This window comes from Hymenobacter qilianensis, assembly GCF_014489555.1.
Lineage (GTDB): Bacteria > Bacteroidota > Bacteroidia > Cytophagales > Hymenobacteraceae > Hymenobacter > Hymenobacter qilianensis.
Map to the genome: position 1 here is coordinate 3659290 of NZ_CP060784.1, position 25566 is coordinate 3684855.

At 56.4% G+C, this 25566-nt stretch carries 29 protein-coding genes; 13 read left to right on the top strand and 16 right to left on the bottom strand.

Features of this window, described 5'->3' with window-relative positions:
* Positions 1-129 precede the first annotated feature (129 nt).
* From H9L05_RS26345 to H9L05_RS16495, 10 genes are all read right to left on the bottom strand, one after another.
* On the bottom strand, positions 130-603 hold the full coding sequence (locus tag H9L05_RS26345) for a C-terminal helicase domain-containing protein (RefSeq protein WP_317174993.1): 474 nt from the start codon (positions 601-603) through the stop codon (positions 130-132).
* Positions 604-638: 35 nt separating this feature from the next.
* Positions 639-1655 carry an AAA domain-containing protein gene (locus H9L05_RS26350; protein ID WP_317174994.1) on the bottom strand — a complete coding sequence of 339 codons (1017 nt, stop codon included), beginning with the start codon at positions 1653-1655 and terminating at the stop codon, positions 639-641.
* Between the two features lie 26 nt (positions 1656-1681).
* Positions 1682-2110 (bottom strand): hypothetical protein, encoded by a 429-nt coding sequence (locus H9L05_RS26355; RefSeq protein ID WP_317174995.1) that lies wholly within the window; start codon positions 2108-2110, stop codon positions 1682-1684.
* Between the two features lie 125 nt (positions 2111-2235).
* A complete protein-coding gene (locus H9L05_RS16470) occupies positions 2236-4647 on the bottom strand; it encodes a sugar-binding domain-containing protein (protein WP_187731851.1) in 2412 nt (803 codons plus the stop codon).
* A 68-nt stretch (positions 4648-4715) separates the two neighbouring features.
* Complete coding sequence (locus H9L05_RS16475; protein WP_187731852.1) at positions 4716-4937, bottom strand: hypothetical protein; 222 nt, start codon at positions 4935-4937, stop codon at positions 4716-4718.
* Positions 4919-5065, bottom strand: coding sequence for a hypothetical protein (locus H9L05_RS16480; protein WP_187731853.1), 147 nt, complete (start codon positions 5063-5065; stop codon positions 4919-4921). Before H9L05_RS16480 ends, H9L05_RS16475 begins: the two co-directional genes overlap by 19 nt.
* A gap of 87 nt (positions 5066-5152) precedes the next feature.
* A complete protein-coding gene (locus H9L05_RS16485) occupies positions 5153-5737 on the bottom strand; it encodes a hypothetical protein (protein WP_187731854.1) in 585 nt (194 codons plus the stop codon).
* A gap of 25 nt (positions 5738-5762) precedes the next feature.
* A complete protein-coding gene (locus H9L05_RS16490) occupies positions 5763-6377 on the bottom strand; it encodes a hypothetical protein (RefSeq protein WP_187731855.1) in 615 nt (204 codons plus the stop codon).
* 68 nt (positions 6378-6445) lie between these two features.
* Complete coding sequence (locus H9L05_RS25200) at positions 6446-6580, bottom strand: hypothetical protein (protein WP_262892558.1); 135 nt, start codon at positions 6578-6580, stop codon at positions 6446-6448.
* Positions 6581-6609: 29 nt separating this feature from the next.
* A complete protein-coding gene (locus H9L05_RS16495; RefSeq protein ID WP_223284516.1) occupies positions 6610-8745 on the bottom strand; it encodes an efflux RND transporter permease subunit in 2136 nt (711 codons plus the stop codon).
* Positions 8746-8907: 162 nt separating this feature from the next.
* Here H9L05_RS16495 and H9L05_RS16500 point away from each other — a divergent pair, with 162 nt between their 5' ends.
* From H9L05_RS16500 to H9L05_RS16540, 9 genes are all read left to right on the top strand, one after another.
* The gene (locus H9L05_RS16500; RefSeq protein WP_187731856.1) at positions 8908-9126 is read left to right on the top strand and encodes a hypothetical protein; all 219 of its coding nucleotides are present in this window, start codon (positions 8908-8910) and stop codon (positions 9124-9126) included.
* Positions 9127-9269: 143 nt separating this feature from the next.
* Entirely contained in the window at positions 9270-9596 is a 327-nt protein-coding gene (locus tag H9L05_RS16505; RefSeq protein ID WP_187731857.1) for a hypothetical protein, read from the top strand.
* 338 nt (positions 9597-9934) lie between these two features.
* The gene (locus tag H9L05_RS16510) at positions 9935-10231 is read left to right on the top strand and encodes a TIGR03643 family protein (RefSeq protein WP_187731858.1); all 297 of its coding nucleotides are present in this window, start codon (positions 9935-9937) and stop codon (positions 10229-10231) included.
* A gap of 463 nt (positions 10232-10694) precedes the next feature.
* Positions 10695-11384, top strand: a complete 690-nt coding sequence (locus H9L05_RS16515) for a hypothetical protein (protein ID WP_187731859.1) — start codon at positions 10695-10697, stop codon at positions 11382-11384.
* Between the two features lie 115 nt (positions 11385-11499).
* Positions 11500-12006, top strand: a complete 507-nt coding sequence (locus H9L05_RS16520) for a vanadium-dependent haloperoxidase (protein WP_187731860.1) — start codon at positions 11500-11502, stop codon at positions 12004-12006.
* A gap of 55 nt (positions 12007-12061) precedes the next feature.
* Entirely contained in the window at positions 12062-12928 is an 867-nt protein-coding gene (locus H9L05_RS16525) for a hypothetical protein (protein WP_187731861.1), read from the top strand.
* Positions 12929-13117: 189 nt separating this feature from the next.
* Positions 13118-13912 carry a thymidylate synthase gene (locus H9L05_RS16530; protein WP_187734308.1) on the top strand — a complete coding sequence of 265 codons (795 nt, stop codon included), beginning with the start codon at positions 13118-13120 and terminating at the stop codon, positions 13910-13912.
* A gap of 264 nt (positions 13913-14176) precedes the next feature.
* A complete protein-coding gene (locus H9L05_RS16535) occupies positions 14177-14767 on the top strand; it encodes an energy transducer TonB (protein ID WP_187731862.1) in 591 nt (196 codons plus the stop codon).
* A 158-nt stretch (positions 14768-14925) separates the two neighbouring features.
* On the top strand, positions 14926-15147 hold the full coding sequence (locus H9L05_RS16540) for a hypothetical protein (RefSeq protein ID WP_187731863.1): 222 nt from the start codon (positions 14926-14928) through the stop codon (positions 15145-15147).
* Here the strand turns inward: H9L05_RS16540 and H9L05_RS16545 are convergent.
* From H9L05_RS16545 to H9L05_RS16560, 4 genes are all read right to left on the bottom strand, one after another.
* The gene (locus H9L05_RS16545; protein ID WP_187734309.1) at positions 15141-15743 is read right to left on the bottom strand and encodes an aminotransferase class IV; all 603 of its coding nucleotides are present in this window, start codon (positions 15741-15743) and stop codon (positions 15141-15143) included. The two genes, H9L05_RS16540 and H9L05_RS16545, sit on opposite strands and share 7 nt — an antisense overlap.
* Complete coding sequence (locus tag H9L05_RS16550; protein WP_187731864.1) at positions 15728-15967, bottom strand: aminotransferase class IV; 240 nt, start codon at positions 15965-15967, stop codon at positions 15728-15730. Before H9L05_RS16550 ends, H9L05_RS16545 begins: the two co-directional genes overlap by 16 nt.
* A gap of 177 nt (positions 15968-16144) precedes the next feature.
* Positions 16145-17266: a DNA-processing protein DprA gene (dprA, locus tag H9L05_RS16555; RefSeq protein ID WP_187731865.1), complete on the bottom strand. Its 1122-nt coding sequence runs from the start codon at positions 17264-17266 to the stop codon at positions 16145-16147.
* 222 nt (positions 17267-17488) lie between these two features.
* Positions 17489-17845: a MerR family transcriptional regulator gene (locus H9L05_RS16560; protein ID WP_133272670.1), complete on the bottom strand. Its 357-nt coding sequence runs from the start codon at positions 17843-17845 to the stop codon at positions 17489-17491.
* Positions 17846-18103: 258 nt separating this feature from the next.
* Between H9L05_RS16560 and alaS the strand changes: the two genes are divergently transcribed.
* From alaS to H9L05_RS16580, 4 genes are all read left to right on the top strand, one after another.
* Positions 18104-20788 carry an alanine--tRNA ligase gene (gene alaS, locus H9L05_RS16565; protein WP_187731866.1) on the top strand — a complete coding sequence of 895 codons (2685 nt, stop codon included), beginning with the start codon at positions 18104-18106 and terminating at the stop codon, positions 20786-20788.
* A 97-nt stretch (positions 20789-20885) separates the two neighbouring features.
* Positions 20886-21539 (top strand): energy transducer TonB, encoded by a 654-nt coding sequence (locus H9L05_RS16570; protein WP_187731867.1) that lies wholly within the window; start codon positions 20886-20888, stop codon positions 21537-21539.
* 165 nt (positions 21540-21704) lie between these two features.
* Positions 21705-23168 (top strand): Asp-tRNA(Asn)/Glu-tRNA(Gln) amidotransferase subunit GatB, encoded by a 1464-nt coding sequence (gene gatB / locus H9L05_RS16575; protein WP_187731868.1) that lies wholly within the window; start codon positions 21705-21707, stop codon positions 23166-23168.
* 204 nt (positions 23169-23372) lie between these two features.
* Complete coding sequence (locus H9L05_RS16580) at positions 23373-24533, top strand: TlpA disulfide reductase family protein (protein WP_187731869.1); 1161 nt, start codon at positions 23373-23375, stop codon at positions 24531-24533.
* A gap of 257 nt (positions 24534-24790) precedes the next feature.
* Here the strand turns inward: H9L05_RS16580 and H9L05_RS16585 are convergent, their stop codons facing one another.
* Positions 24791-25225, bottom strand: coding sequence for a hypothetical protein (locus H9L05_RS16585; RefSeq protein WP_187731870.1), 435 nt, complete (start codon positions 25223-25225; stop codon positions 24791-24793).
* A 112-nt stretch (positions 25226-25337) separates the two neighbouring features.
* Complete coding sequence (locus H9L05_RS16590; RefSeq protein WP_187731871.1) at positions 25338-25541, bottom strand: hypothetical protein; 204 nt, start codon at positions 25539-25541, stop codon at positions 25338-25340.
* Positions 25542-25566 lie beyond the last annotated feature (25 nt).

Consider the following 25566-nt stretch of genomic DNA (forward strand, 5'->3'; position numbering starts at 1 on the left):
GGGGGGCTTTTTAAATGTTAAAAATATCATAAACGCTGCTGCCAAATCGGTAGTAGTAGCGGAGGCAGGAACCGACATAGCCGCGCCATTAGGCTCCCCTTTTCCACGGGAAATGGCCCACGTGAGGCCCTACTGCATCTCCCAGGCCGTTCTATACGCCCCGATACTCTCCACATAATCCAGAAAGTCCTTGTAGAAAGGGTGCCGACCCAGCGTGCTGGAGTCACCTACGATGAGGAGCTTGCGGCGGGCACGGGTCATGCCTACGTTCATGCGACGGATATCGGAGAGGAAACCGATGTCGCCGGCTGAGTTGGAGCGCGTCATCGATACGCAGATAATATCGCGTTCCTGGCCTTGGAAGGCGTCCACGGTGCCCACGGTGAGCAGGCGGTGGGTGGTCATTTCGGCTAGCTCAGGCGTTTCTTCTACTTTGTCCTTCAGGTAGTTGATCTGGGAGCGGTAGGGGGCAATTACGCCCACCGTTAGCAGATCTTCCAGGTGGTCTTCGGGCACGTAGGCGGCCAGCAGCTCGGCCAGGCGGCGTAGGAGTAAGTCGGCTTCTTCGGGGTTAGCCACGGAGCGGCTTTCGGCGATGCCCATTTCCTGGAAGCCAAAGCCGGCGGTGTCCAGAAACTCTACGGCCAGGTCGGGGCGAAGCGGAGGTCGTAGTCGGGGAGGTCGGCGTGGCGGACGGTGGAGTGGGCTATGAGCTTGTTGTCGTAGAACTGGGCCGAGCTGAAGGCCATAATCTGCTCGTGCATACGGTATTGCACTTCCAGCATACGGGCCACGTCGGGCTGGCGCTGAATGCACTTTTCGAACAGCGTTTCGCGCAGACCGTCGCGGGCGGCTTGCTCACTTTTCACCGTGGGGGGCAATTGGCAGTGGTCGCCGGCCAGCACCACGCGGTTGGCGCGGGTGATCGGAATCCAGCAGCCGGGTTCCAACGCCTGCGCGGCTTCGTCGATAAAGACGGTTTCGTAGGTGAGGTGGCGAATGGCGCGGTTGCCGGCACCCACCAGCGTGCAGGTGATTACCTGCACCTTATCCAGCAAATCCTCCGTGATGTAGCGCTCCAGCTGATCCGATTCCTGCAGCATCTGGTGAGCCTGCTCTTTGAGCATGCGCCGCTGCTCGCGCTCTTCCCACCCGAAATGGCGCTTGAATTTGCCGGCCATCTCACGGTATTGCTCCGCCGTCTGCCGCATCGATTTTAGCTCCGAGTAGCTCTTATGATTCATAATCTGAGCGTCCAAGGTATGCTCCAGCAGCAAATCGGACACGCGCGAGGGGTTACCCATGCGAATGACGTTTACGCCGCGCTCAGCTAGCTTTTCGGTGAGCAAGTCCACAGCCGTATTGGAGGGCGCACACACCAGCACCCGCCGCTCGCGCCGGATGGTTTCGATGATGGCCTGTACCAGCGTAGTAGTTTTGCCCGTGCCGGGAGGGCCGTGAATAATAGCCACATCCTGCGCCGCCAACACGTGGCGCACCGCGGCAAGCTGCGACTCATTCAGCGGGCTCGGATAGTACAGCATGGCTTCTGCATCGGGCTTAAAACGGGCTAATTTGCCCCCCAGCAGCACATCGCGCAGGTCAGCCAGGCGCGACTCATACGCACCCATGACTTTGCCCAGGGCGTAGTCCATTTCACGGTAGCTAACCTCATCAAAGGTCAGATCAACGCCCAGCTTGCCTTCGTCGACCCAATCGGGAGGTCTTCTTTATTAGTGGCGAGCAGGATTTTATTGCGGCGCACGGCCGTAATCACGCCGTTGAGCGTGGGCCGGTCGGAGCCGGCGCGGTTGGGAATATTACCGAAGAGGGCGGCATTACGGCCCACTTGAAATAGGTGCAGACTGTTTTGGCTGGCCGGGCGCTCCAATTCGAGCACCAGCTTGCCGCCAAAGCCTATTTCTTCTTTCGTAATCTTAACCGGATACCAAGTCAGGCCGCGGTGCTGGCGCTCGGCGATGGTCGTTTTGGCACTCTTGATTTTAAACTGCTCCAGGTCTTCCTGCTGCTCCAGCTTCAGCAGGGCCTGCACCTTGCGCAGCTCTTTTTCCAGCGCGTAAGGGTCGGTGAGGATATGTTGTTCAGACAAAGGAATCGGGATTGGATAGATCGTTGGTAACAACGAAAACGGAGAAATAGTGGCTGAAGGCAGAAAGGATTTTTGCGAGAATCAGCAATGATCCTAATACGAGTTAGTAGCTATGAAAGAACTGTCTACTCAGCCGCTATAGTCACTTCCACAGCCGGCAACCCTTCCGCACTAGCCCGCAGCGTAATCTTACCTGCCTGCTCACCCGACTTCACTATAACCAGCGCCCGCCCTTGCCAGGCGTTCCGCTGGGGGCGCTGGTAGCTCTCGATGCTGGTGGGGTTGGCATTGCCCACGCCGACAATGGTACCGGGGCCGCTTAGCTCAAACTTCAGGGCGTTATCAGCTTTGGGGTGGCGGATGCCTTTGCTGTCGACTAGCTCTACGGTGATATAGCTCAGGTCCTGGCCGTTGGCGCGGATGGTTTGGCGGTCAGGGGTGAGGGCGAGGCGAGTGAGTTTATCCGCCGATTGTAGCGTGGCTGTAGCTACCTCTTTAGCGCCGGTGCGGCCGATGGCTTTTAGCTCGCCAGGTTGGTAGGGCACGCTCCAGGTGGCCATGAATTTGGTGGCGCGGGTGGTGGGTTTTGTGCCGAGGCTTTTGCCGTTCAGGAAAAGTTCAACCTGCTCGCAGGAGGAATACACATCCACGGTCAGGGGCTTATTTTCCTGGCCCGGCCAGGTCCAGTCGGCGAGCACGTCGTGCCATTCCCACTTGCTCCATTCTTCCTTCTGGTTGGGGTTCAGAGGGAAAGAGGGCGTGGGGGGCTTTACGAAAAGCGAAACCTGGTTTTCTTTCCAGAGCGCATCGCGGTAGTAGGACTGAGGCCGCTTCCAGCCGCAAATATCAATGTCGCCGCAGAAGGCGAGGTTCCAGGGGTAAAAGCTTTGGTACTGCCAATAGCCCAGCCAGCCAATGCTGGCCTCGCCGATGTAATCCACGGCGGTCCAAACGAAGTCGCCAATCACGTAGGGATAATCTACCACACCCATCCAGCTGCCAAATGCTTCCAGCGGATACGACTCCGCGCCGTACATCACGCGCTTGGGCAGGCGGGCGTGGTCCTTGGCGTAGATATCCTTCTGGTGATGGTCGCCGCCGGCAGCGTAGTTGTAGCCGGCCACGTCGAGCACGGCGAAGTAGGGGTCTTTGTCGGGGCCGAGGCCATTGACGGCGGCGGTAATGGCCCGCGTGGAATCAAGGGTGCGAATGTAATCGGCGAGCTGGCGGGCGGTTTTTACGCCTTCAGGCTTGCCGCGCTCCGGTATCTCATTGCCCAGACTCCAGAGAATGATAGACGGATGATTTCGGTCGCGCAGCACCATGCTGGCCACGTCTTTTTGCCACCACTGATCAAAGTACAGATGGTAATCGTAGGGGTTTTTGCCTTGTCGCCACATATCAAAAGCCTCGTCGATGACGAGCATGCCCAGCCGGTCGCAGGCGTCGAGTAGGGCGGGTGAGGGCGGATTGTGGGAGCACCGAATGGCGTTGTAACCGCTGGCTTTGAGCAACTCAATCTTGCGCTCCTCGGCCCGGTCGTAGGCGCGGGCGCCTAGGGGGCCGTTGTCGTGGTGAATACAGCCGCCTTTCAGCTTCACGGTCTGCCCATTTAGCTGAAATCCGTTTTTGGCATCGATAGAAATGGAGCGAATACCAAACGGCGTTTCTACCTGATCGATGAGCTGCTGGCCCTGATAAACTTCCGTCAGGGCCATGTACAGCGCCGGTTTCTCCACCGACCACCGCTCCGGCGACTTCACCGCCAGGGCCTGCACGAGCGTAGCCGTAGAGCCAGCCGCCACCGTTTGCTTCGATTCGGTGCGGGCCACCTCGCGCCCCTGGGGGCTGCGCAGAGTGGTAACAAGCCTGATTTGCGCCGCCTGAGGGCTCTTATTGGCTACTTTGGTCTGGGCTTTTACCCGGGCTTCGGTCGGGGTTATCTTCGGCGTCGTGAAAAAAGCCCCCCAGGGCTCCACATGCACCGGGTTTTGCACCGTGAGCCACACGTGCCGGTAAATGCCTGAGCCAGAGTACCAGCGGCTGTTCAATCCCTCGTTCCTGACCTGTACGGCCACCACGTTGTTGGCCCCAAACTGCACTTTGTCGGTGATGTCGTACCAGAAGCTGGTGTAGCCGTAGGGGTTCGTGCCCAAAAGCTGGCCATTCAGCCAGACTTCGGCATTCATATACACGCCATCGAACTGAAGCTGAACGCGTTGGCCTTTCTGGGTAGCGGGCACCACAAAGGTTTTGCGGTACCAGCCGGTGCCGCCTGTGGTAAAGCCGCCGTTTACCTGGCTAACGGCGTCGGGGTTGAAAGGAGAGGCGGTGCCCGGCATGTCCTCGATGCTCCAGTCGTGGGGCAGGTCGAGGGTGCGCCACTGCTTATCGTCGAAAGCGGGTTTTTCGGCCCCCTGCGCGCCGCCCCGATGAAAGCGCCAGCCAGCATCAAACAGAGTGGTTTTGGCGGGGCGGGTTTGGGCGTGCAAGGTCATGGAAAGCAGCAGGGAGAGCAGAATCAGGGTTGACTTCATAGAGCAGGCAAAATGGTATAGCCTTCCGACAATACTCGGGTATTTTTCGTAGCCAACCAGCATTTATCTTATCCCGAAAATTCCTTTCCGCACTGCTGACAAGCGTAAAGCGTAGTGCCCGCATAAAACAGCCGTTTCCACCACGCTTGCCGTAGTGCCGGCGTCGTATCGAGGGAGCCGCAGCGTGGGCAGCGGTGCAATGCTGGCGCGGCGCGCCGCTGCTCAAAGGCAACGACGATTTGGTGGGCAGCCGGGGCCTCGTCTTCCTCAATCAGGAGCTGATAATACAATCCTTCCCGAAGGGCAGAGAAGGCGGCCCGCAGGTTTTGACCAAGGCCGCAATTTCAGCTTCCCGCAGCTGATTGTACAGATCCACGGCTTCGGCGTACGTCAGGTATTGCGCAGCCGGAAGTAGCATCTTGGAGCCGCTGGGGTGCTTTTTTGGTTAAGTAAACGCTTGGAGAGACGCGAAGTGTCGCGTCTCTCCAAGCGTTTGGGGGCAAATTTATCGGCGGGCGCGGCGGGCGGGGATGCGCTGGCGCAGGCGGAAAATATAGAATAGAAGGCCGGCGCTAAGTACGGCCAGAGCCACGGCCAGCATCTCGCGGCTGGTGCGGTCGGCTTCGGCTTCTTTAGCGGCGGCTTGGGCATCGAGGAGCTTTTTTTCGCGCTGCTTGTCGCGCATCTCCAGGTTTTGGATCTGGTTTTCCAGGTCGTAGAAGCGCTGCTGGGTGCTGCTCTGGTCGGTTTTGGCTACGGTAATCTGCTGCTGAGCCTGCTGCTTTTCGGCCACGATATTAGCGGTGCGGCGCAGGGCATCGTTCTTCACGGCCTGCACAATTTCGGTGTCTTTGCGGATGATGCCTTTCAGTGTTTCCACCACTTCTTGCAGGTCTTTTTTGGAAGGCTGATTGCCAAAAAGACTGTTGCGGCGCGCGTTGGCTTCTTCGTACTGGCGCACTAACAGTTCCCGCTCCTGAATCAGGCGGGTAACGGGGCTGGGCTCCGCAACCGAAACATTTTCAGGTGTTTGAGCCTCAGCGAAGAAGGTGATCAGGAGGAAAAATCCGGAAAGCAAGCGTAGTTTCATACGGCAAAGTAACAACAGCATCTTGTTACTCAGCTAGCGGCCGGCTGCGGTGCTGAAACGGAACGGCCCGACGATAGTCTTTGCCCTTGCTGCGCCGCTGCCACAGAATGTAGCCCAGCAAACCCGCGCTAAACAGGGCCAGGCCGATGGCTAGCATCTCGTGCCGGGTGCGAACCTGCTCGGCTTCGGCGGCGGCGGCCTGGGCTATCAGCAGGCGGGTTTCACGCTCTACTTCCAGCTTTTCGCGCGCCATCTCCCTGATTTGTAGCTCCTCGATCTGGTTTTCCAGAGCCTTATACTGCCCATTTGTAGCCTCCACGGCCTTTGTTTCGGCCTTCTCGCGGGCCACTTCCACCTGCGCTAGTTTGGGCAGAGTGCGCTGCCTCACGGCCTCCAGAATCTCCGTGTCTTTGCGAATGATGCGGCGCAGGGCCGCATTTACTTGGTTGAGGTCTTTTTTGGAGGCTTTTTTTCCAAACAGGCCATTGCGCTGGGCGCTGGTTTGCTCGTAGGCCCGCATCAGCTGCTCCCGCTCCCGAATTTGGCGCAGCAACGGGTCGTTTTCGGCTGCCTGAGCCAGCGCGTTGCCGCCCACGACCAGCAGCGTGATGATGAAAAATAAATACCTCTTGAAACTCATATGGCACTTTAACGGCGAAGTGCGCCTCGTAGTTTGTACGGGCTCGGGCTTCTCTTGAAATCCTCAAATTAGCCCCCCAGCACCGCCACGGGCTGCCTGATTTCCTTGGGCCGGTGCTTGTAAAAATACAGAATCAGCAGGGGCAGCAGGGTCAGCTCGGCCACGACGCCGAAGAGCAGCGTCAGGCCGATGAGCAGGCCCACGTAAAACGTGCCGTCGAAGGAGGAGAAAATCAGGGTAGAAAAGCCCCCACAAGGATGGTAGACGTGACGATAACCGCTTTGCCGGCCATCAGGTAAGTGCGGCGCACGGCCCGAAACAGATTGGGTTCTTTGAGTAATGTCAGCTTTAACTTGCTGATAAAGTGAATGGTATCGTCCACGGCAATGCCGAAGGCGATAGTGAAAATGATGCTCGTGCTAACCTTCATATTCACGCCCGCAAGTCCCATCACGCCCGCCACTACGATGATGGGCACCAGGTTGGGCACCAGCACCACGGCCGTCATGCGCAGGCTGCGAAACAAGGCCAGCACAATCAGCGTGACCATGACAATGTCGATGCTCATGCCCACAATCATGTCGCGGGTGAGGTTTTCGTTGTTTTTGTCGATGAGGTTGGCCGAGCCGGTGAGACGGGTTTGGAGGATATTGGCGTCGATATTCTGGGCCAGAAACGTGCGCAGCTTGGCATTGGCCGCGTCGGCGCGAATACTGCCAACGTCCGACATGCGGCCCGTGATGCGACCTTCGCGGGCGTCGGGCTGCACCAGGGAGCGAAACTCCGGCAGCTTCCGGAACAGCTTGACTTTAGCCACAATGCGGCGCAGCTCAGCCTCCGAATCGGGCAGGCGATATTCTGCCACATCGCCGCCGTTCAGCGCCTTCCGCACCGACTTTACGATGGTAACCGGCGAGGCCAAAAAGTTCAGGCCGTAATCCTGCCGAAGATAGATTTCGACGCGCTCAATCTGGCGCAGCACCGCCAAATCGTAGATGGTGCCGCCGTTTGCCGGCTTCAAATCCAGCTCGAAAGGCCGTACGCCGGCGAAATGCTGCTCAAAAAAGCCGAAGTCCTGCCGTACCGGGTCGCCCTCCGACAAGTCATCGAGCAGGGCCGAATTAATGCGCACTTGCATGGCCGACGCAATGGACCCGGCAATGATTAGCCCCCCAAGCCCAAAAACCAGCCGCCGCCGCACCAGCACCCAGCGAAACATGCGACCCAGCACGCCGTCCCAGTCGTGGCCGTGCTGGCGAGGTACGCGCAGCTGAGGCTTGCGTAACAGCAGGAGTAGAGCCGGCAACAGCGTGAAGGTGAGCACAAAAGCCAGCAGCACCGAGATGCCTGTGAACAGCCCGAAGTTGTGAATGGGCCGGATGGAGCTGGTCATCAGGGTAAAAAAGCCGATGCTGGTCGTCAGGGCCGACAGGCCGGAGCCGAAGCCCGATTCGCGGATGGTGGTGCGCAACGCCTCACTTTTGGGCGCGCCGTAGCCCAGCTCCGTCACGTAGCGCGTGATGAAGTGAATGGTATCGGACATGCCCACCGTAAACATGATAACGGGCAGCAAAGCTGTCATCAAATCGATGCTAACCCCGCAGGCCGACATCAGCCCCAGCCCCCACAAAATAGCCCCCAGCACCACTACCAGCGGCAATATCACGCCCCACCACGTCCGAAACGTAAACCACAGCAGCCCCGTGACCAGCAGCACCGATAGGCTCATAAACAGAATCATTTCGCGCTGCAACCGGTCAACAAACACCGATTGGGCCACTAGCTTGCCGGCCATATGGTAGTCACCTTCCGCGAAGCCAAGCTGGGTGAGCCTGGTCGTCAGGCTGGTCATCAGCGAGTCGCCGGGGGGCTTTTTCAGGTCGGGCGCGGTCTGGAGCAGCACCGTGACGGCCTTGCCATCGGCGGCAAAAAGGTTGCCCACTAAGCCCGGCGTGCGGTAGATGATGGCCGAATCGGCGGGTAGGCGCGCGGGCTCATCCAGGTGCAGATACGGAATGTTGAACACGCCCAGGCCTTCCACCACGGGGTTGGTAAGCGTGGTGGGCGACGTGACCTGCTCAACGTAGCGCTGGCGCTGGGCAAAGCGCGTAAACGAATCGACGCGAGCCAGAAACGGCGCATTGAACACGCTGCCATCGGCCGGTGCTTCCAGCCCGATCAGCACGTAGTCGTTGTCGTTGCCGAAGCGCTTGGAGTACTGCTCGTAGTAATCCAGGTCGGGGTCGCCGGCAGGGTAGAAGTCGTTGAAATTGTAGTTGAAGCGCAGCTGGGCCACGTAATACACGCCCAGGGCCGAAATGAGGGCCAACACGAGCAGCGTGAGGTAACTAAGTTTGCGAAGGGGCATTCGGGGTAGCTAGAACGGGCAAAACAGCGGCGCGCTTGGCGCTTTGAACCACTGTTTGTACTTTAGAAACGGCGGAGACCAATGGATACCACTAGAAAGGCGCAGCCAAGCCAACCACGCCCCGCCAGGTTTTGTTTCCTCACTTTTACTTCTTCCCCGTTTATGAAAAACGCCCTGCTGGCCCTCGCCCTGTTTGTTTTCGTTGGTACCGCCACCGCCCACGAGGGTAAAGACGAGAAGAAGGCCAAGAAAACCGCCGCCAAAACCTGCAACATGCCCGAGAAAGGCACCGCTGCCTGCTGCATGAAGAAAGACACAAAAACGGCCGTCGTGAAAGCCACCCCAGCGCCGGCCGCCGCGCCAGTTACGAAGTCGCTGTAAAGCATTAAAGAAATAAAAAGGCATCCACTTTAGCGGTAAAAAGGCTAAAGTGGATGCCTTTTTATTTTACGTACTACTTTTATCTACTTTAAGAGAATGCGCATATAATGAGAATATTCTATCGATTTTTTATTGGAGTCTTCTTGTTACCACTTACTATTTATATTCTTTTCTGGTTGCCGTTATTATTTATTCCTTCGTGTCAGGAAGCTGAGGCAAAAGTTACTTTCTATGATACTGTAAAATATGAGCTGAATGTTAGTCCTAATGTCTTTGTCGGTCCAAAAAGAATAAATTCGGAAAAATATCAATGGTATCTGCTTAAAGGGTCTTCAGATACAGTTTTCGTCACAGTTGATATTCATCCTCATAGTCTTGGATTACTTAACTCATTAGGCCTAGACACAAGTAAACCTGACAGTGGTACAACTGAGTGGTTAAGAAAGCATCATCCACGTATCAATAAATGAGAGAAATAAAATTTAATCAACACTTAAAATATATTAAAGGTCTAGCTATACTGCTTTTTATGGCCGCTATGTATTGTGGTCTGGCAACTTTAGATGTTATGGTCAGTCTTAAATATGAAACTAACAGTATGGAAGACTGCATATCGAGTATTACTGGCTATAATTTGTGTTTTATGTTGAAAGTCTATCCGATTGCTGGCGTTAGCTGTTGTCTATTAGCAATGGGATTAGTGGCATGGAGACAAGCCCTTAAGAGATAGTGTAGCCTGCGCAACAGATGCTTTGGAATACATCATATTTCCCATGATTTCCTTACCTACTTATTTATCAAGGAGTATATGAAAGTGCCTGAAAAAGCCCCCCAGCCCCTCTCCGCCGCCGACGTTGACCGCATCATAGAAATGGGCTGGGAAGACCGCACGCCTTTCGAGGCCATCGAAGCGCAGTTTGGCCTGGCAGAGAAGGACGTTATTGCGCTGATGCGGAAAATGATGAAGGCGTCCTCTTTCCGGATGTGGCGCAAGCGCATGACCGGCCGCAGCACCAAGCATCTGGCGCTTCGGGCTGATGATATGGATGGGTTTAAGAGCAATCAGCAGCGCGCTATTTCAATGAATAAGATCAGTAAGCGGTAGTATAAAAAGTCGTTATAAGACCTCCTTCTATCGCAAAGTCGTTGTAGAGAGTAGCTAAAGTGAACAGGAGAAGGCACGCCTGTGAGCGGGGCTTCTTTGTTGATTAGAGTGCCGTAGCCATTATAACTGGCAAAAGGGAAGGAATTATCAATAGGCTGTGATAACATATATCTTAAATGGCACGAGCCTTTACAAGAAGTCGGATAGAAATTTAACAATAATTAATAGTACTAGTCTGATATTTTTTTGTAGCTTAGACAAGTTAACACGGCTGCTTCTCTTCTCCTTTGTGAGTATAAAAGGATTACTGCTCCTCGTGCGCCCTGCCGGTGCCCCCTCCTCGCTGCCACTCTAAGTCGGTCCTTCTTAAAGCCTGCATTTTTAGAAACAGCTACACCTAGGCGTATCAGCTCGTGGTCACTCACGCCTGTGGTAGCTAACCTATCCTAACCTGTTTATTTCTATGAAAACGTTAACTCGCTTTCCCTCCCTGCTACGCCCGTTACTGCCGCTGCTCTGCTGCCTGCTTCTGGCCACGGCCTGTCACGAAGATGGCACCCTGGTGCCCTTTCCCGTCGGCGGCCGCCAGGCCGTGCTGACCTGGAATACCGCGGGCACCGTGGCTGTGGCCCGCATGGCCGATCCTACCACGGGCTTTTTTATCCTGCCCCACCCCGAGGCGCGCATCTATGCCATCGTGAACTTATCCATGCACGATGCGCTCAATAACATCCAGCGCCGCTACGCGCCCTACGCCCTGCAAGGTCCGCTGATGCCCCTGGCCTCGCCCGAAGCGGCCGTGAGTACGGCCGCCCACCACGCCCTGGTGGCCGTGCTGCCCGAGCAAAAAGCCTACGCCGATTCCCTCTACCAGGTCTCGCTGGCTTCCATTCGCGACGGCCAGGCCAAGACGCTGGGCATTGCGTTAGGCCACGCGGCGGCCCAGGCCGTGCTGGCCACCCGGGTGGGCGACCGGTCCGATGTAGCCCAGATTCCCTACACCCCGGGCAGCAACCCCGGCGACTACCAGTTTACGCCCCCCTTTGACGCTCCCCCCTTCAACGGCTTCTTTGCCCTGGCCGGCTGGCGGGACGTACGGCCTTTTGCCTTAACCTCGGCGGCTCAGTTTCGCCGCGTGCCGCCCCGGCCCTGACCTCGGCGGAGTACGCGGCCGATATCAACGAGATCCAGGCGCTGGGGGGGCTGTCAGCACCCAGCGCACGGCCGAGCAGACGGCCATCGCCCTGTACTGGCTGGATAACTCCCCCTTGCAGTGGAATCGCATTGCCCGCGCCGCCCTCGCTAGTAACCCCCAGAGTGCCCACGGCACGGCGCGGCTGCTGGCGCTGGTGCAGGTGGCCGAGGCCGACGCCTACATTGCCATGGCCGACACCAAGCTGGCCTTCCCGCGCTGGCGTCCCACCACGGCTATTCAGCAGGCGGATCGGGATAACAACCCCCTCACGAGCCCGGATGCGAGCTGGGTGCCCTTCGCCTTTCCCACCCCGCCCGACCCGGACTATGTGTCGGGCCACGCCGTCGCCGGCGGGGCGGCCGCGGCCGTGCTGAAGAATTTTTTCGGCACCGATGCCGTGCCCTTCGCCATCACCAACAACGCCAGGCAGACCCGCGGCTTTGCCGGCTTCACGCCCGCGGCCACCGAGAACTCCGTCTCGCGCATCTATGCCGGCTACCATACCCGTTCCTCCGTCGTCCAGGGCCAGACCATGGGCGAGCAAATCGGGGCCTACGTCTTCCAGACCCAGCTGCGATAAGCACCCCCCTCGCGACGACGTATTGTACATCTCACCCTATATTCCGGTGAAACCAATGGCTGCCAAAGAACCAAACCCACCATCTGCTCCGGCTTTCCCGGAATGGCTGCCTAATCCGATTTCTGTCCTAGGCAGCGTACTCGCCCGAAAGACAGCGCTAGCTTTCCGCCTCAGCCTCTTGCTCACGGCCAGTATGTTGCTGCTGGCGTGTGAAGAAGACACACGCATCCCAGGATTTCCCTCGCCTCCCCTGGTGGTGACGGAGGCGACGCCGCATGGCTGGACCTATGAGACCATGGGAGTGCCGGCAACGACCACGGTGAAGTTTTCTCCCGGACCTGCCACGCCCATACTAGGCACTGGCAGCGTGCGGTTCACCACGACGGCCACACATAATCACAGTTTTAACTTCTCTCGCGTTCGCAACACGCAGTATGCCGGCACCTTGCTGTCGAGTATTACCGAGCTATCCTATGCTACCTTCGTCGAACGCCGCGATACCCTAGTCGATACTCCTTTCTTTGTACTGCATGCCGACAACAACGGCGATGGGACGGCCGATGATATCCTTAATTTTACGCCTTGGTATCAGACTGCCCAGTTTATCGTACCTGCGGGAATATCAGTACCTGAGCAGTGGGTCAGCCGGAATAATACATGGCAAACCTGGGACGTCTTGCACGGCGGCTTTTTTATCGTGACCGATGTGCTCAGTGATCCCGATAATAACGGCCGCCTGATTACGCTCGCTTCCTATATTCAGAAGTATCCGCACGCCACGATTCGCAACGTGGGTAACGGGCGGGGGGGCATTCGGGTCGGGCTAGGAGGACCTACCTTTGCCAATAACTTTATCGGCTATGTCGATAATGTCAAGATTGGTATCGCGGGGCAGACGACCACCTATGACTTCGAAAACTGAACAGGGCGGTGTGTAATGATTGATTTTCATACTTCGCGATGTACAGCAGAAGCCCAGCATCAAGATGGTCCAAATTTCATTTCTACGAAAACAGAAAAGCCGCCCCAAACCGGGCGGCTTTTTCTATTTTTGACAACTCGACCTATCCGCACCTCTTTCCAGCCAGCTTCGGCGGGCGCTATTCTTCTCATGCAGCAGTACCTCGACCTCGTTCGTCATATCCTCGACCACGGCACCACCAAAACCGACCGCACCGGCACCGGTACGCTCTCGGTGTTTGGCTACCAGATGCGCTTCGATCTGGCCCAGGGCTTCCCGCTGGTTACCACCAAAAAAGTCCACCTCAAGAGCATCATTCACGAGCTGCTGTGGTTTTTGCGCGGCGACACCAGCAATAAGTCGCTGGAAGACGTGGGCGTGAGCATCTGGCGGGAGTGGGCCGATGCCAACGGCGACCTAGGGCCCATCTACGGCAAGCAGTGGCGCAGCTGGACGGCCCCCGACGGCCAAAGCATCGACCAGATAGCCGAAATGGTGCGCCTACTTCGTACCCAGCCCGATTCGCGCCGCATGGTAGTATCGGCCTGGAACGTAGCCGACCTGCCCCTGATGCGCCTGACGCCCTGCCACGCCCTGTTTCAGTTTTACGTAGCCGACGGCAAGCTTTCCTGCCAACTCTACCAGCGCTCCGCCGACGTGTTTTTGGGTGTGCCTTTCAACATTGCCTCCTACGCCATGCTCACGCTGATGATGGCCCAGGTAACCGGCTTGGAGCCCGGCGAATTCATCTGGACTGGCGGCGACACGCATCTGTACTCCAACCACCTGGAGCAAGCCCGCCTCCAGCTTACGCGCGCCCCGCGCCCCTTACCACAGCTGCGCCTGAAGCCAGAGGTGACGGATATATTCGGCTTTCAGTATGAGGACTTTACCCTCGAAAATTACGAGCCGCACCCAGCCATAAAAGCGCCTGTGGCCGTATAGTCGGAGGTTCGCTGGTTTGGCGAAGCATTGATTGCAAAAGACGCTTAGGCTGAATACTGCGAAGCAGCCCGCGAACGGATGTTGTGTTTGTAATCGTGGGTAAGCCTGCGGGAAGTGTTGCAACCATTTGGCTGGCGACTCACCTCAAATAGGAGGCTGCGTGACGTTTCGCAAGGGGGAATTTATTTGCCGGGACAGACGTAGCATTACAAGCCGGGAAAAATTTGCCTCCCAGCATTCGTTAACTCACAAGTAGTAAGTACTATGAAGCCTAGTGCCGCGACTCCCGCCAGCCTGAAGCACAACGGATTATTGCTGCTCATCGGGTGCTTGCTGCTGGCCCTGATGGCGGCACCCGCTGCCCGTGCGCAAGGCAGCTACAACCGCTGGACGGCCCAGCCGCCCGCGGCTATTGAGCCCTTGCAAAAGAAGCAGCGGGCCCCGAAGCCGCAGCCAGCCGTGGTGCCCGATACAACGGAGCAGCCGCGCGTGGCCCAGTCTAAGCTGCTGAAGCGCGGCCTGGGCAGCCGCATGCGCCAGGGGCAGTCGTTGCCCGAAGACAGTATTTCAATGGTGTTCTTCTCCCAGAATAGTCGCTACCCATCGGCGGCGGTGCAGGCTCGAGCTGAGGCCAAGGTCGTTATCAGGCTGCAGGTAGCGCCGGATGGTCGGGTGAGTCGGACGTCCGTCGTCACTCTTACGCCGGCGCCCAACCCGTACCGCGATGGGCCCGTACCGGCTCCGGCCCTGCAAGCACTCGCCGATGAAGCGCAGCGCGTGTTTCGGATGCTGCGTTTTGAGCCCGGCCCCCAGACCTCGGAAGAAGATTTAAGCGCAAACTTCTCTATTCAATAAAGTTTAGACGGCCGTTCCTTATATTGCATTTAATATTATAAACCTCGCTAACTAAGGCCTAACTAACTAGCTGTACATTATTTAGTATAATTATTTGTATAAAAATAAAATTATACAAAGTCTAAATCCGAACCTTTACGTTTTTCGTAGCTGCCCGCGTGATACCTCGCGACTACTTTTCCATCTACGTTACCGAATCAGAGCAAAGTGTGCTGACGCGTCAGCACCGGGCATGGGTAGCATTGTATGCGCTGCACGCCGGGCAAGGCCCTCGTGCGAACGTATTACGCACCAATGAGGTAACCGAAGCTGATCTGCTGGAGTTTGAAGACAGCTGGCGCAAGCTGCGGCGGCGAAATCTTCCGCAGCTGCATCAATAGCTTGCTTCCCAGCGTAGTAGCTGGGTTACCAAAGGATGCGGTTCGGGGGAAAAGCTGGTTTCACCCACTTGCCAGATAGGGCGCACCGTTGCCACATTTGCCGTAAACACGGCCTCCGCAGTAAGCAGCTCTGTTACCGGATAAAGGCCTTCCTCGACAGGAAATCCATGTGCCTGAGCCACGCTCAGCAAGTGAGCCCGGCGGACGCCCGCCACGCACCCCGTACTGATGGCAGGCGTGTGTAGGCATTTATTCTTCACCCAAAAAATTGCCGCTGCGCCCGCTTCGGCTACGTGCCCTGCGCTGTCCAGCAGCAGAACCTCGTCGAGGCCGCGGCCGGCGCGCTCCTGGGCAGCCATGACGTAAGTAAGCGCATTAGGACCTTTGCAGAAGCTGAAAGGCGAGAAGTGCGTGCGTAAGTGCTGGCTAAAATCGGCGCGGGCGCCAGTGGGTGCGGCCGGCTCGTAGGCCGTTGCGGTGAGCAAATAATCGGCTGTTGGAGTGACCGGCGTGTATAAGCCTGCGCCTGCCCTCCATAGCTGGAGGCGCAGACGGGCCGCTGTAAGGTTTTGGGCAGCTACTAATTGGTCAAAAATGCCCCCAGACTATCTGGCGTGCCCAGCTCGGCAGGCAGAGTCAGGTGCAAAGCACTGGCGGCGGCCTGCATCCGGTGCAGATGATAGGAGAGGAGGCGCACCCCACCATCGGCCCAGATCAGTGTCTCAAAAAAACCGTCGTTGTAAAACAGGCCCCGATTGGGCAAAGCCAGCTTGAAAGCGGCTTCATCCATCAGCTGGCCGTTGTAGATAAGGTAGGACAAAGCAGGCGCAAATAAGGTGAAAGAAGAGGCTGAGGAACCAAGTGGTACCACTATCGTTGCTGATGTCTGCTAGCAATATAAAAAGCCCCCAGCCAGCTTGTTAGCTTCGCTGTCCTTCGGGTCAACGATAGTGGTGCCACGACCCACAAAAGTCGTGGCACTACCCAACGGCTTTGTTTACAACAGCGCAAACCGCTTGCCGGGCAATGCTTTCACTACGCCCCTAAACTCCAGACCCAGCAGCAAGCTAGCCGCCTGATTAACGGGTAATTGCGCTTTCCAGCTAAGATTATCCAGTAGTTCTTCCTGTAAGGCGAGCACCTGAATAAGCTGAAATTCCTCCGTGGAAAAATCGTCGGCGTCGTAGGTGGCTGGGGGGCGTTTTTTGCCGGTTTGGTGCAGGGCCGCGTCCCAGTTGAGCACTTCCTCCAGGTCGCGCGGCTCGGCGTACATGGCGGCTTTGTTGCTTTTGATCAAATGGTTGCAGCCCTCGGAGGTGTCGGTGCCGAGGTTGCCGGGCACGGCCAGCACGTCGCGGTTATAGCTTAGCGCAATTTCGGCCGTGATAAGGGCGCCGCCTTTGCGCGCCGCTTCCACAACCACAGTGCCATCGGAAAGGCCGGCGATAATACGGTTGCGCGCCGGAAAGTTGTAGCGGTCGGGCTGGGTGCCGAAGGGAAACTCAGTGAGCAAACCGCCTTGGGTAATCATTTTCTCCGCCGTTTTGCGGTGCGCGGCGGGGTAGATAATATTGAGGCCCGTGGCCATTACGCCCACTGTTTCCAAGCCTTCCTGCAAAGCAGCGCGGTGCGCAGCAATGTCGATACCGTAAGCCAGTCCGCTGACTACAAGTGGATTATGTGTCACCAAGCCCTGCACAATACGCTCCGTTTGCTCGCGGCCATAATCGGTAGCTTTGCGAGTACCGACTAAGGCTACAGTTTTAGAATGGTTGAGGTCGGCGGTGCCTTGATAATAAAGCAGCGCCGGCGCATCGGGAATTTGCTTGAGGCGAGTCGGATAGCGCTTGCTGGTATAAAAAAGCAATTGCACCCCATCTTTTTCCGCCCGGCGCAAGGTGGTTTCGGCCAGAGTAAGCGCTTTACCGCGCTCCGCGCCAGTGAGCGTAGCCACCGTCGTGTTGCCGACGCCGGGAATCTTGCGGAGCTTGCCGGGGGGCAAATGCAGCACGTTTTTGGCCGAGCCGCCGTAGCTCATCAGCTGACGCGTAAGCTGGGGACCGATGCCGGGAAATAATGTTAGAGCAACTTCGTAGAGTAACGTATCGTCGGCGGGCATGAAATGAAAAGCGGGATAGAAGCAGATAGGAAGCTATGCTTTCCCCCAGTCAAATAGTACGCCACGACTAAAACTGAATCGCTCGCACCTTCTCCCAACATTATGCTAAAAGGCGGTCATGCAGAGCGGAGCGAAGCATCTCGCCAGCGGTAGTGAGATTAGTAAGTAGACATCAGCATGCGAGATGCTTCGCTCCGCTCTGCATGACGTTCTGATTAAATATTATTGTGCCTTGCTAATAGCATCCAGCTCTTTCTTCATGGTAACCATGAATTTGCGCACTTTCTCCAGGCTCTGAATCACGTCGATTTTTTCCTTGAGCTGGGGGCCTTTTTGCTTCATCAGGTCGCGGGCGCCGGGGATGGTGTAGCCGCGCTCCTTCACCAGATGGTAGATGGTGCGGAAAATATCGATGTCCTGGGGCGTGTAGAGGCGGTTGCCTTTTTTGCTTTTGCGGGGGCGCAATTCCTCAAATTCCGTTTCCCAGAAGCGAATAAGTGAGGGCGCTACGTTGAATTGCGCGGCTACCTCGCCGATGGTGAAGTACTGCTTTTCGATGTCGCGTTCTTTGTAGGGCATAAGGCTAGCGCGATGTAGCGCGAACTTTTAGTTCGCGTACCGTTGAGTGAATGGCTGGGGGCATTTTTGCAGCAAACCTGACGAAACGCGAACGGAAAGTTCGCGCTACTATCAAAGTCGGCTAACTTTGCCGCTAACGCCATTAATTTAATGGCGAAAAGTAGCCAAAATCCAGCCAGCCGCCAACTTTCCGGCGGCGCGGCCGGCTTCGTTCCACGATTCCAACGATTCCCTAAGCTTCCGCTTAGGCTACCTGCCATGTCACTTCCCTCGGCCCACCACGTCCGCCAGCAATTCCTCGACTTCTTCGCCTCCAAAGGCCACCACATTGTACCCTCGGCGCCTATTGTGGTAAAAGACGACCCCACGCTGCTGTTCATCAACTCGGGTATGGCCCCGTTTAAGGACTATTTCCTCGGCAACAAGCCCGCGCCCTTCAAGCGCATCGCGGATACCCAGAAGTGTCTGCGCGTGTCGGGCAAGCACAACGACCTGGAAGAGGTAGGCTACGACACCTACCACCACACCATGTTCGAGATGCTCGGCAACTGGTCGTTTGGCGATTATTTCAAGAAAGACGCCATTGCCTGGGCCTGGGAGCTGCTCACCGAAGTATACAAGCTGCCCAAAGACCGCCTCTACGTCACCTACTTCGAAGGCGACCAAGGCGACGGCCTCGGCGCTGATACGGAGACGCAGGAACTGTGGCGGCAGTACGTGGCCGAAGAGCGCATTATGCCCGGCAACAAGAAGGATAACTTTTGGGAAATGGGCGATACGGGCCCCTGCGGCCCCTGCACCGAAATCCATATCGACCTGCGCGACGAGGCCGAAGTAGCCCAGAAATCGGGGCGGGAGCTGGTAAATAATGACCACCCGCAGGTAGTCGAAATCTGGAACAACGTGTTCATGGAATTCCAGCGTCTGGCCGACAAGTCGTTGGTAAAGCTGCCGGCCCAGCACGTGGATACAGGTATGGGCTTCGAGCGTCTGATGATGGCTGTGTCGGGCGTGAAGTCGAACTACGACACCGACGTTTTCCAGCCCCTAATTCAGTTTATTGCCTCGGAAGTTGGTCTGGAATACCACGGCACGGCCCCGGCCACCGTGAATGACCAGCCCACCACGGAGAACGAGAAAACGGACATCGCCATCCGTGTAATCGCCGACCACATCCGCACTATCAGCTTCACAATTGCCGACGGACAACTGCCCAGCAACGTGAAGGCCGGCTACGTGATTCGCCGTATCCTGCGCCGGGCCGTGCGCTATGCCTTTTCCTCGCTGAATCAGAAGCAGCCTTTCCTCTATAAACTGGTGCCCGTGCTGGCCGACCAGATGCGCAGCATTTTCCCCGAACTCAAGCAGCAGCAGCAGTTTGTGCAGCGCGTGATTGAGGAGGAAGAAATTGCCTTCCTGAAAACGCTGGAAAACGGTCTGCGCCGCTTGGACGCTTTGGAGGCAACGGCCAAAGCCAATGGTAACCGCATCGACGGCGCTACGGCGTTTGAGCTGTCGGATACGTTCGGTTTCCCGCTCGACCTGACCGCCCTCATCGCCCGCGAAAAGGGTCTGACTGTGGACGAGGAAGGCTTTAAGAAAGAATTAGAAGCGCAGAAAAGCCGCTCGCGCAACGCCCAAGAGGCTGAGCAAAGCGACTGGACCATCGTAACTGAATCGGAGGAGCAGCCCGCGTTTGTAGGCTACGACCTGGAGGAAGCGCCAGCCCGCATTCTGCGTTACCGCCGCACCGACCGCAAAGGCAAAACCGAGTATCAGGTTGTACTGGATCAAACGCCGTTCTACGCAGAGTCTGGGGGGCAAATTGGCGACACGGGCTACCTGGAGTCGGACTTGTCGAAGGTGCGGGTGATTGACACGAAAAAGGAAAACGACCTCATCGTGCACACCGTCCTGGATTTGCCCGAGGATCTGGAGGCCAGCTTCATCAGCCGCATCGACCACGCCCGCCGCGACCAAATTCGCCGCAACCACACGGCTACCCACTTGCTGCAAGCCGCTCTGCGCGAAATAGTAGGCTCCCACGTTGCCCAAAAAGGCTCCTTAGTAAATGAGAAGCTCCTGCGCTTCGACTTCAGCCACTTCACCAAAGTAACCGACGACCAACTGCGCCAGGTAGAAACGCTGGTGAATGAACGAATTCGTCAGCAAATTCCGCTGGATGAGCGCCGCAACGTGCCGATTGCCGAGGCGAAAGAACTAGGCGCCACCGCCTTATTTGGTGAGAAGTACGGCGAATTTGTGCGCGTCATTACCTTCGACAAAGACTTTTCCGTAGAGCTTTGCGGCGGCACCCACGTGCGCACCACCGGCGACATCGGCTTCTTCAAAATTACCTCCGAATCGGCGGTAGGCGCCGGTGTGCGCCGCATCGAAGCCGTAACGGCCGAGGCTGCCGAAGCTTACGTGAACCAGCAGCTAGACTTGCTACAGCAGGTGCGCGAGGCGCTGGGCAACCCACAACATCTGCTGACCAGCATCGAGAAGCAAACCGAAGAAATTGCTGGCCTGCGTAAGCAGATTGAGCAGTTTGCTCAGCAAAGTCTCAATCAGCAAAAAGAACAATTAGCATCTCAGGTGAAGCCACTGAATGGCGTGAATTTCCTTGCCGCTCAGGTGCAGGTTAACTCTGCCGATGGTCTCAAAACGCTGGCCTTTAACCTACGCCAAGCTGTGCCTAACCTAGTGCTGGTGCTCGGAGCCGAGATTGAAGGGAAGCCACAGTTGGCTGTGATGCTAGATGATGCACTAGCTGCGGGGGGCAAATTGAACGCTTCCACGCTGGTGCGCGAGCTGGCTAAGGAAATTCAGGGCGGCGGCGGCGGTCAGCCATTCTTCGCTACTGCGGGGGGCAAAAATGTGGCTGGGCTCGGCGCGGCTATTGGCAAAGCGGAGGAATTGATAGGGAAGGGGTTAGGGTAAAGGCTCTAAAAACATGCTTATGCGTTGCAATATGCTCCTGCTTTGCTGTCTGTTAATGCCTATGCACTTGCTAGGGCAAACTGCTGGCACCAAGGTAATGGCGTACTTCGACGCACAAAATAGAAGACTTATAAATTCCGTAGGCGCTTCATACGCTGTCGAAACAAAGTTCACTGATAGTTTAAGGGCTGTTGAGACGTGGTATTTCGCTCCAAAAAAAGTTAGGGAAGTTGCCTCCTTTTCTAACATCCGCCGCCGTATTCGGGATGGTGAGACGGTGGTATACTACGATAATGGGAGCGTCAAGCGCCGTGAGAGCTATCAAGACGGGGCACGTCAGGGCGAGGGACTAGCTTACTATTCGAACGGTAAAATTCGCCGCCGAGACAGATATGAAAATCAAAAGCGAGTGCTTCAGGAATGTTTTGATGAATCTGGTGGCGCCATGAACTGCGATACCTTGGACCGTCGCGCTTGCCCTAACCAAGTACCTTTCACTCAGCAGACTACCAATGTGCGTTATCCTGCTAAGGCCCTAAAACTTGGCATTGAAGGCGTAGTTAAGGTGAAATTTGTAGTAAATCGGACTGGTCAACTAGTTGATGTTTGGGTAGTTGAGTCCCCTTCACCTTTACTAGATGTTGAGGCAATAGCGGCGGTGCGCAGAATCAAGCAGTGGCGAGTCGGGCTGATAGACTGCGACCCTATGGACACATTCTACACCCTGCCACTAACATTTAAGATAAATTGAAAAGTGTCCGCTTCGCTTCTCTTCTCTACAATACTATTAGTTAAGTAAACCACTGGAACTCGTCAAGCATATTACGATTAACAGGAACGAGAAATAAAACGTAGCTGCTGTGCCTTACCTTCGCAAGTAGAAATCAGCCGCCAAATCAGCGTAAATCTGCGATTCATGGACGAAGCAATAAAATCAAAATACCAGCCTGTTATCGGGCTAGAAGTGCACGCACAGCTGCTCACGCACAGCAAAATGTACTCGTCGGATGAGAATGAGTACGGTGCGCTGCCAAATCATAACCTCTCGGTAATTACGTTGGGCCACCCCGGTACGCTGCCGCGGGTGAACTACTCGGCCGTGGAGTTTGCCATGAAAATGGGCTTGGCCACCAACTGTCACATTACCCGCGACAACCTATTTGCGCGCAAAAACTACTTCTATCCTGACCTGCCCAAGGGCTACCAGATCACCCAGGATAAAACCCCAATCTGCACCCAAGGCCACGTCCCGATTCGCTTGAGTGACGGTACCACGCGGGAAATTGGCGTGACGCGCATTCACATGGAGGAAGACGCGGGCAAATCCATGCACTTGGCGGGCGAGGTAGAAACGCTGGTGGATTTGAACCGCGCTGGCGTGCCGCTAATTGAGATTGTGTCGGAGCCGGACATTCGCAACGCAGAGGAAGCCTACGCTTATTTGGCCGAAATCAAGAAGCTGGTGGTGTACTTGGGTATTTGCGACGGCAACATGGAGGAAGGCTCGCTTCGCTGCGACGCCAATATCTCGGTGATGCTGCGCGGGGCCGATAAGTTCGGGACCAAGGTGGAGGTGAAGAACATGAACTCCTTCCGCAACGTGCAGCGCGCCATTGAGCACGAGATTGAGCGGCAGATTGCCATTCTGGAAGCCGGCGAAACCATCGACAGCGAAACGCGTGGCTTCGATGCGGCGTCGGGTACTACCAGCGGACAGCGTAGCAAGGAGACGATGAACGACTACCGCTACTTCCCGGAGCCAGATTTGCCCCCCGTGGTCATCGATGACGCCTGGTTGCACCGCGTGCAGGCCGAATTGCCGGCACTGCCCCAACAGCTTTACGCGCGCTTTACCGGCGAGCTGGGTTTGTCGGATTACGATGCATCGGTGCTCACGGACCAGAAGGAAGTGGCCTTGTTTTTCGATGAGCTTACGCGCCTGACCACCAACGCCAAAGCTGCCGCCAACTGGGTGATGGGGCCGGTGAAGTCGTATCTGAATGAGCGCGCATTGCCGATGAGTGAGTTCCCGCTCACCACGCAGCACCTTGCCGATATCATTCAGCTTATCGACGAAAACAAGATCAGCCATTCGGTTGCTTCCAAGCAGCTGTTCCCGTATTTGCTCGAGAACCCGGAGAAAAGAGCCCCCCAGGCCGCCCAAGAGCAAAACTTGCTACAAGAGTCGGACGAGGCAGGCTTGCTGGCAATGGTCGAGCAGGTGCTGGCCGCAAACCCCGGCAAAGTAGCTGAGTACCGCGCCGGTAAAAAAGCCCTGACCGGCATGTTTATGGGCGAGCTGATGAAGCTTACCGGCGGTAAAGCCGACCCCAAAGTAGCCAACCAGCTGCTGCGCCAAAAATTGGACGCCAGCGTGTAATTCAATCCCAGGGGCGTGCTTTGCCAAGCGTGCCTCTGGGGTTATAAGTTAGGTCAGACGCAGGTTGTGGAACCTCATGAACCGAATCGGGTTTAAATAAGCGTTCCCATATGGCTGCCGATTTACGCGATAATCGGCAACTTGCGGCCCCAAATCGGGTCTGTAACTGAATTTTAGCTGCCCCGACTTGGCATATCAACCGAGATGATGAAGAAAATGAAGAGCATTCTGCTATTTGCCGCCGTGCTAGGCATGGCTAATGCCTGTAACCGAGCTACGGCTCCCACGTCGGACACCGCTAATGCTACTACGGGCGAAGGCTATCAGGTTACGGGTCAACTGACCAACGCTCCGGCTGGAACCAAGGTGTATCTGGCGGAACTGGGCGAAACTCAGTTTATTTCCCGCGATACGGCTACCGTTGACGAAAAAGGCGCTTTTACCCTAAAAGGTGCTTTGCCGGAAGCCGGGCTGTATCAACTCAAAACAGACGACGCCAACCAGGTGCTGCTGGCCCTCAACAACGGCAGTCAGGTGCAGCTAAGCGGCGATGCCGCGCAACTAGGCACCAGCTACACGGTGAAAGGCTCCCCCGATTCGGAGCTATTACAGCGCCTGATGCGCGAGCTGGACAAAACCAAAAAGACAGTAGAAAGCCTGGGCGAGCGCTACAACCAAGCGGCACAGGCAGGCCGTGAGGACACCATGCGCGTCATCAGAGAGCGCTTCACGACGGTGCAGGCCCGCAACATCGCTGGTATCAAGCAGCTGGTGCGTCAGAACCCCAATTCAGTCGTGTCGGCCTTTGTGGTGGGCAACGTGCTGAATCCGGATGAGCAGTTCCCGTTCGCTGATTCCATGGCCACGCTGTTCAAGAAAACTTTGCCCGACTCGCGCTATACGCAGTCCTTGGTGACGCGGCTGGATGTGCTGCGCCCCACGGCCGTGGGTGTGGTTGCTCCTGAGATTCAACTGGCATCGCCAGCCGGTGCCCCCGTGGCGCTGAGTAGCCTGCGTGGCAAGTACGTGCTCATTGATTTCTGGGCTTCGTGGTGTGGCCCCTGCCGTCAGGAAAACCCGAATGTGGTGCGCATGTACAACAAGTACAAAAGCAAAGGCTTCGAGATTTACGGCGTCTCCTTCGATCAGGATAAAACCAAGTGGGAGAAAGCTATTGCTAAAGATGGTCTCACCTGGACCCACGTTTCCGATCTGAAAGGTTGGGAAAGCGCAGCCGGCCAGACCTACGGTGTAAAGTCTATCCCCCAGACTATCCTTCTGGACCCACAAGGTCGCATCATCGCAAAAAACCTGCGTGGTGAAGAACTGGAGGAAAAGCTAAAGTCAGTGCTGGCAGCCAACTAAGGCTCCAACTTCCTAAGACCAGAAAAAGCCCCCCGGAAAGATTCTGGGGGCTTTTTTATGCTTTTTTATTTTTCCGTTTGTCATCCTGAGGCACGAAGGACCTTGTAGCAGTTGCATGACTTGTTTCAGTGCGAGAAGCTCCTTCGTGCCTCAGGATGACAATTACTTTTGACGATAACAGTGACAACGACTGCGAGCGAGATGCTTCGTGCTGCTCTGCATGACGTTCTAGTGTACTTATGCTTCTATATTTTCGGCTAACTCAAAAACATACGCTGCATAGCTTGCCAAAGCAGCTTTTTGCGGCTGGTATCTTCCTCCAGTAACTCGATTTCGGCGGCGGGCAGGTAGGCGACATCGTTTACCAGAAGCACCGGCTCATACAGCTGCGTTTTGTACACGGCGACATCAAGCAGGTTTTTGCCGAAGCCAATGATTTGCTTGGCCGCCAGTTTTTGCCGTAAGGTGCTCAGGGCCACGGGCAAATGCGACTCTACGTTGATAATAACCACATCCTCCACAATCAGCCGAATAGCCTTGAGCAGGTTGTTGAGAAACACGTTTTTGGGCAGCCGCTGAAACCGTACCGGATCCATGCGCACGATGATAACAAGGCCATTAGCATTGCTGCCGAGCGTAGAATACGGCGTTTCGGTAAGTGGCGGCGCCGTTCGCTGCGGCTGGTCTGACACGGGTGGGGCAGGGGGAGCAGGAGCGGGACTTACCGGGCTGAAACGGCCGGCGTGGGGGGCAAATTCAGGCCCGCCATGGAAGGCAGCTTCGCGGGCGCGACGGGTTTTACCGCTAAGGGTGGAACTGGCACAGGCGGTGCCGGTGCCGCAGGTGTTGGTGGCTGAGGAGTAGCAGGGGCACCGACGCAACGGGCGCCGCAGGAGCAGCTGGGGCGGCGGCGGGCAACTGGGGGGCATTTTCATCTGCCTCCGCCACCACGTACAGCGATACGTTGGTGTAGAAATTCTGAAAAAAAGCCAGCGATGCCTCGTGCATATAGAATTGATGGTTAAATGGTTGG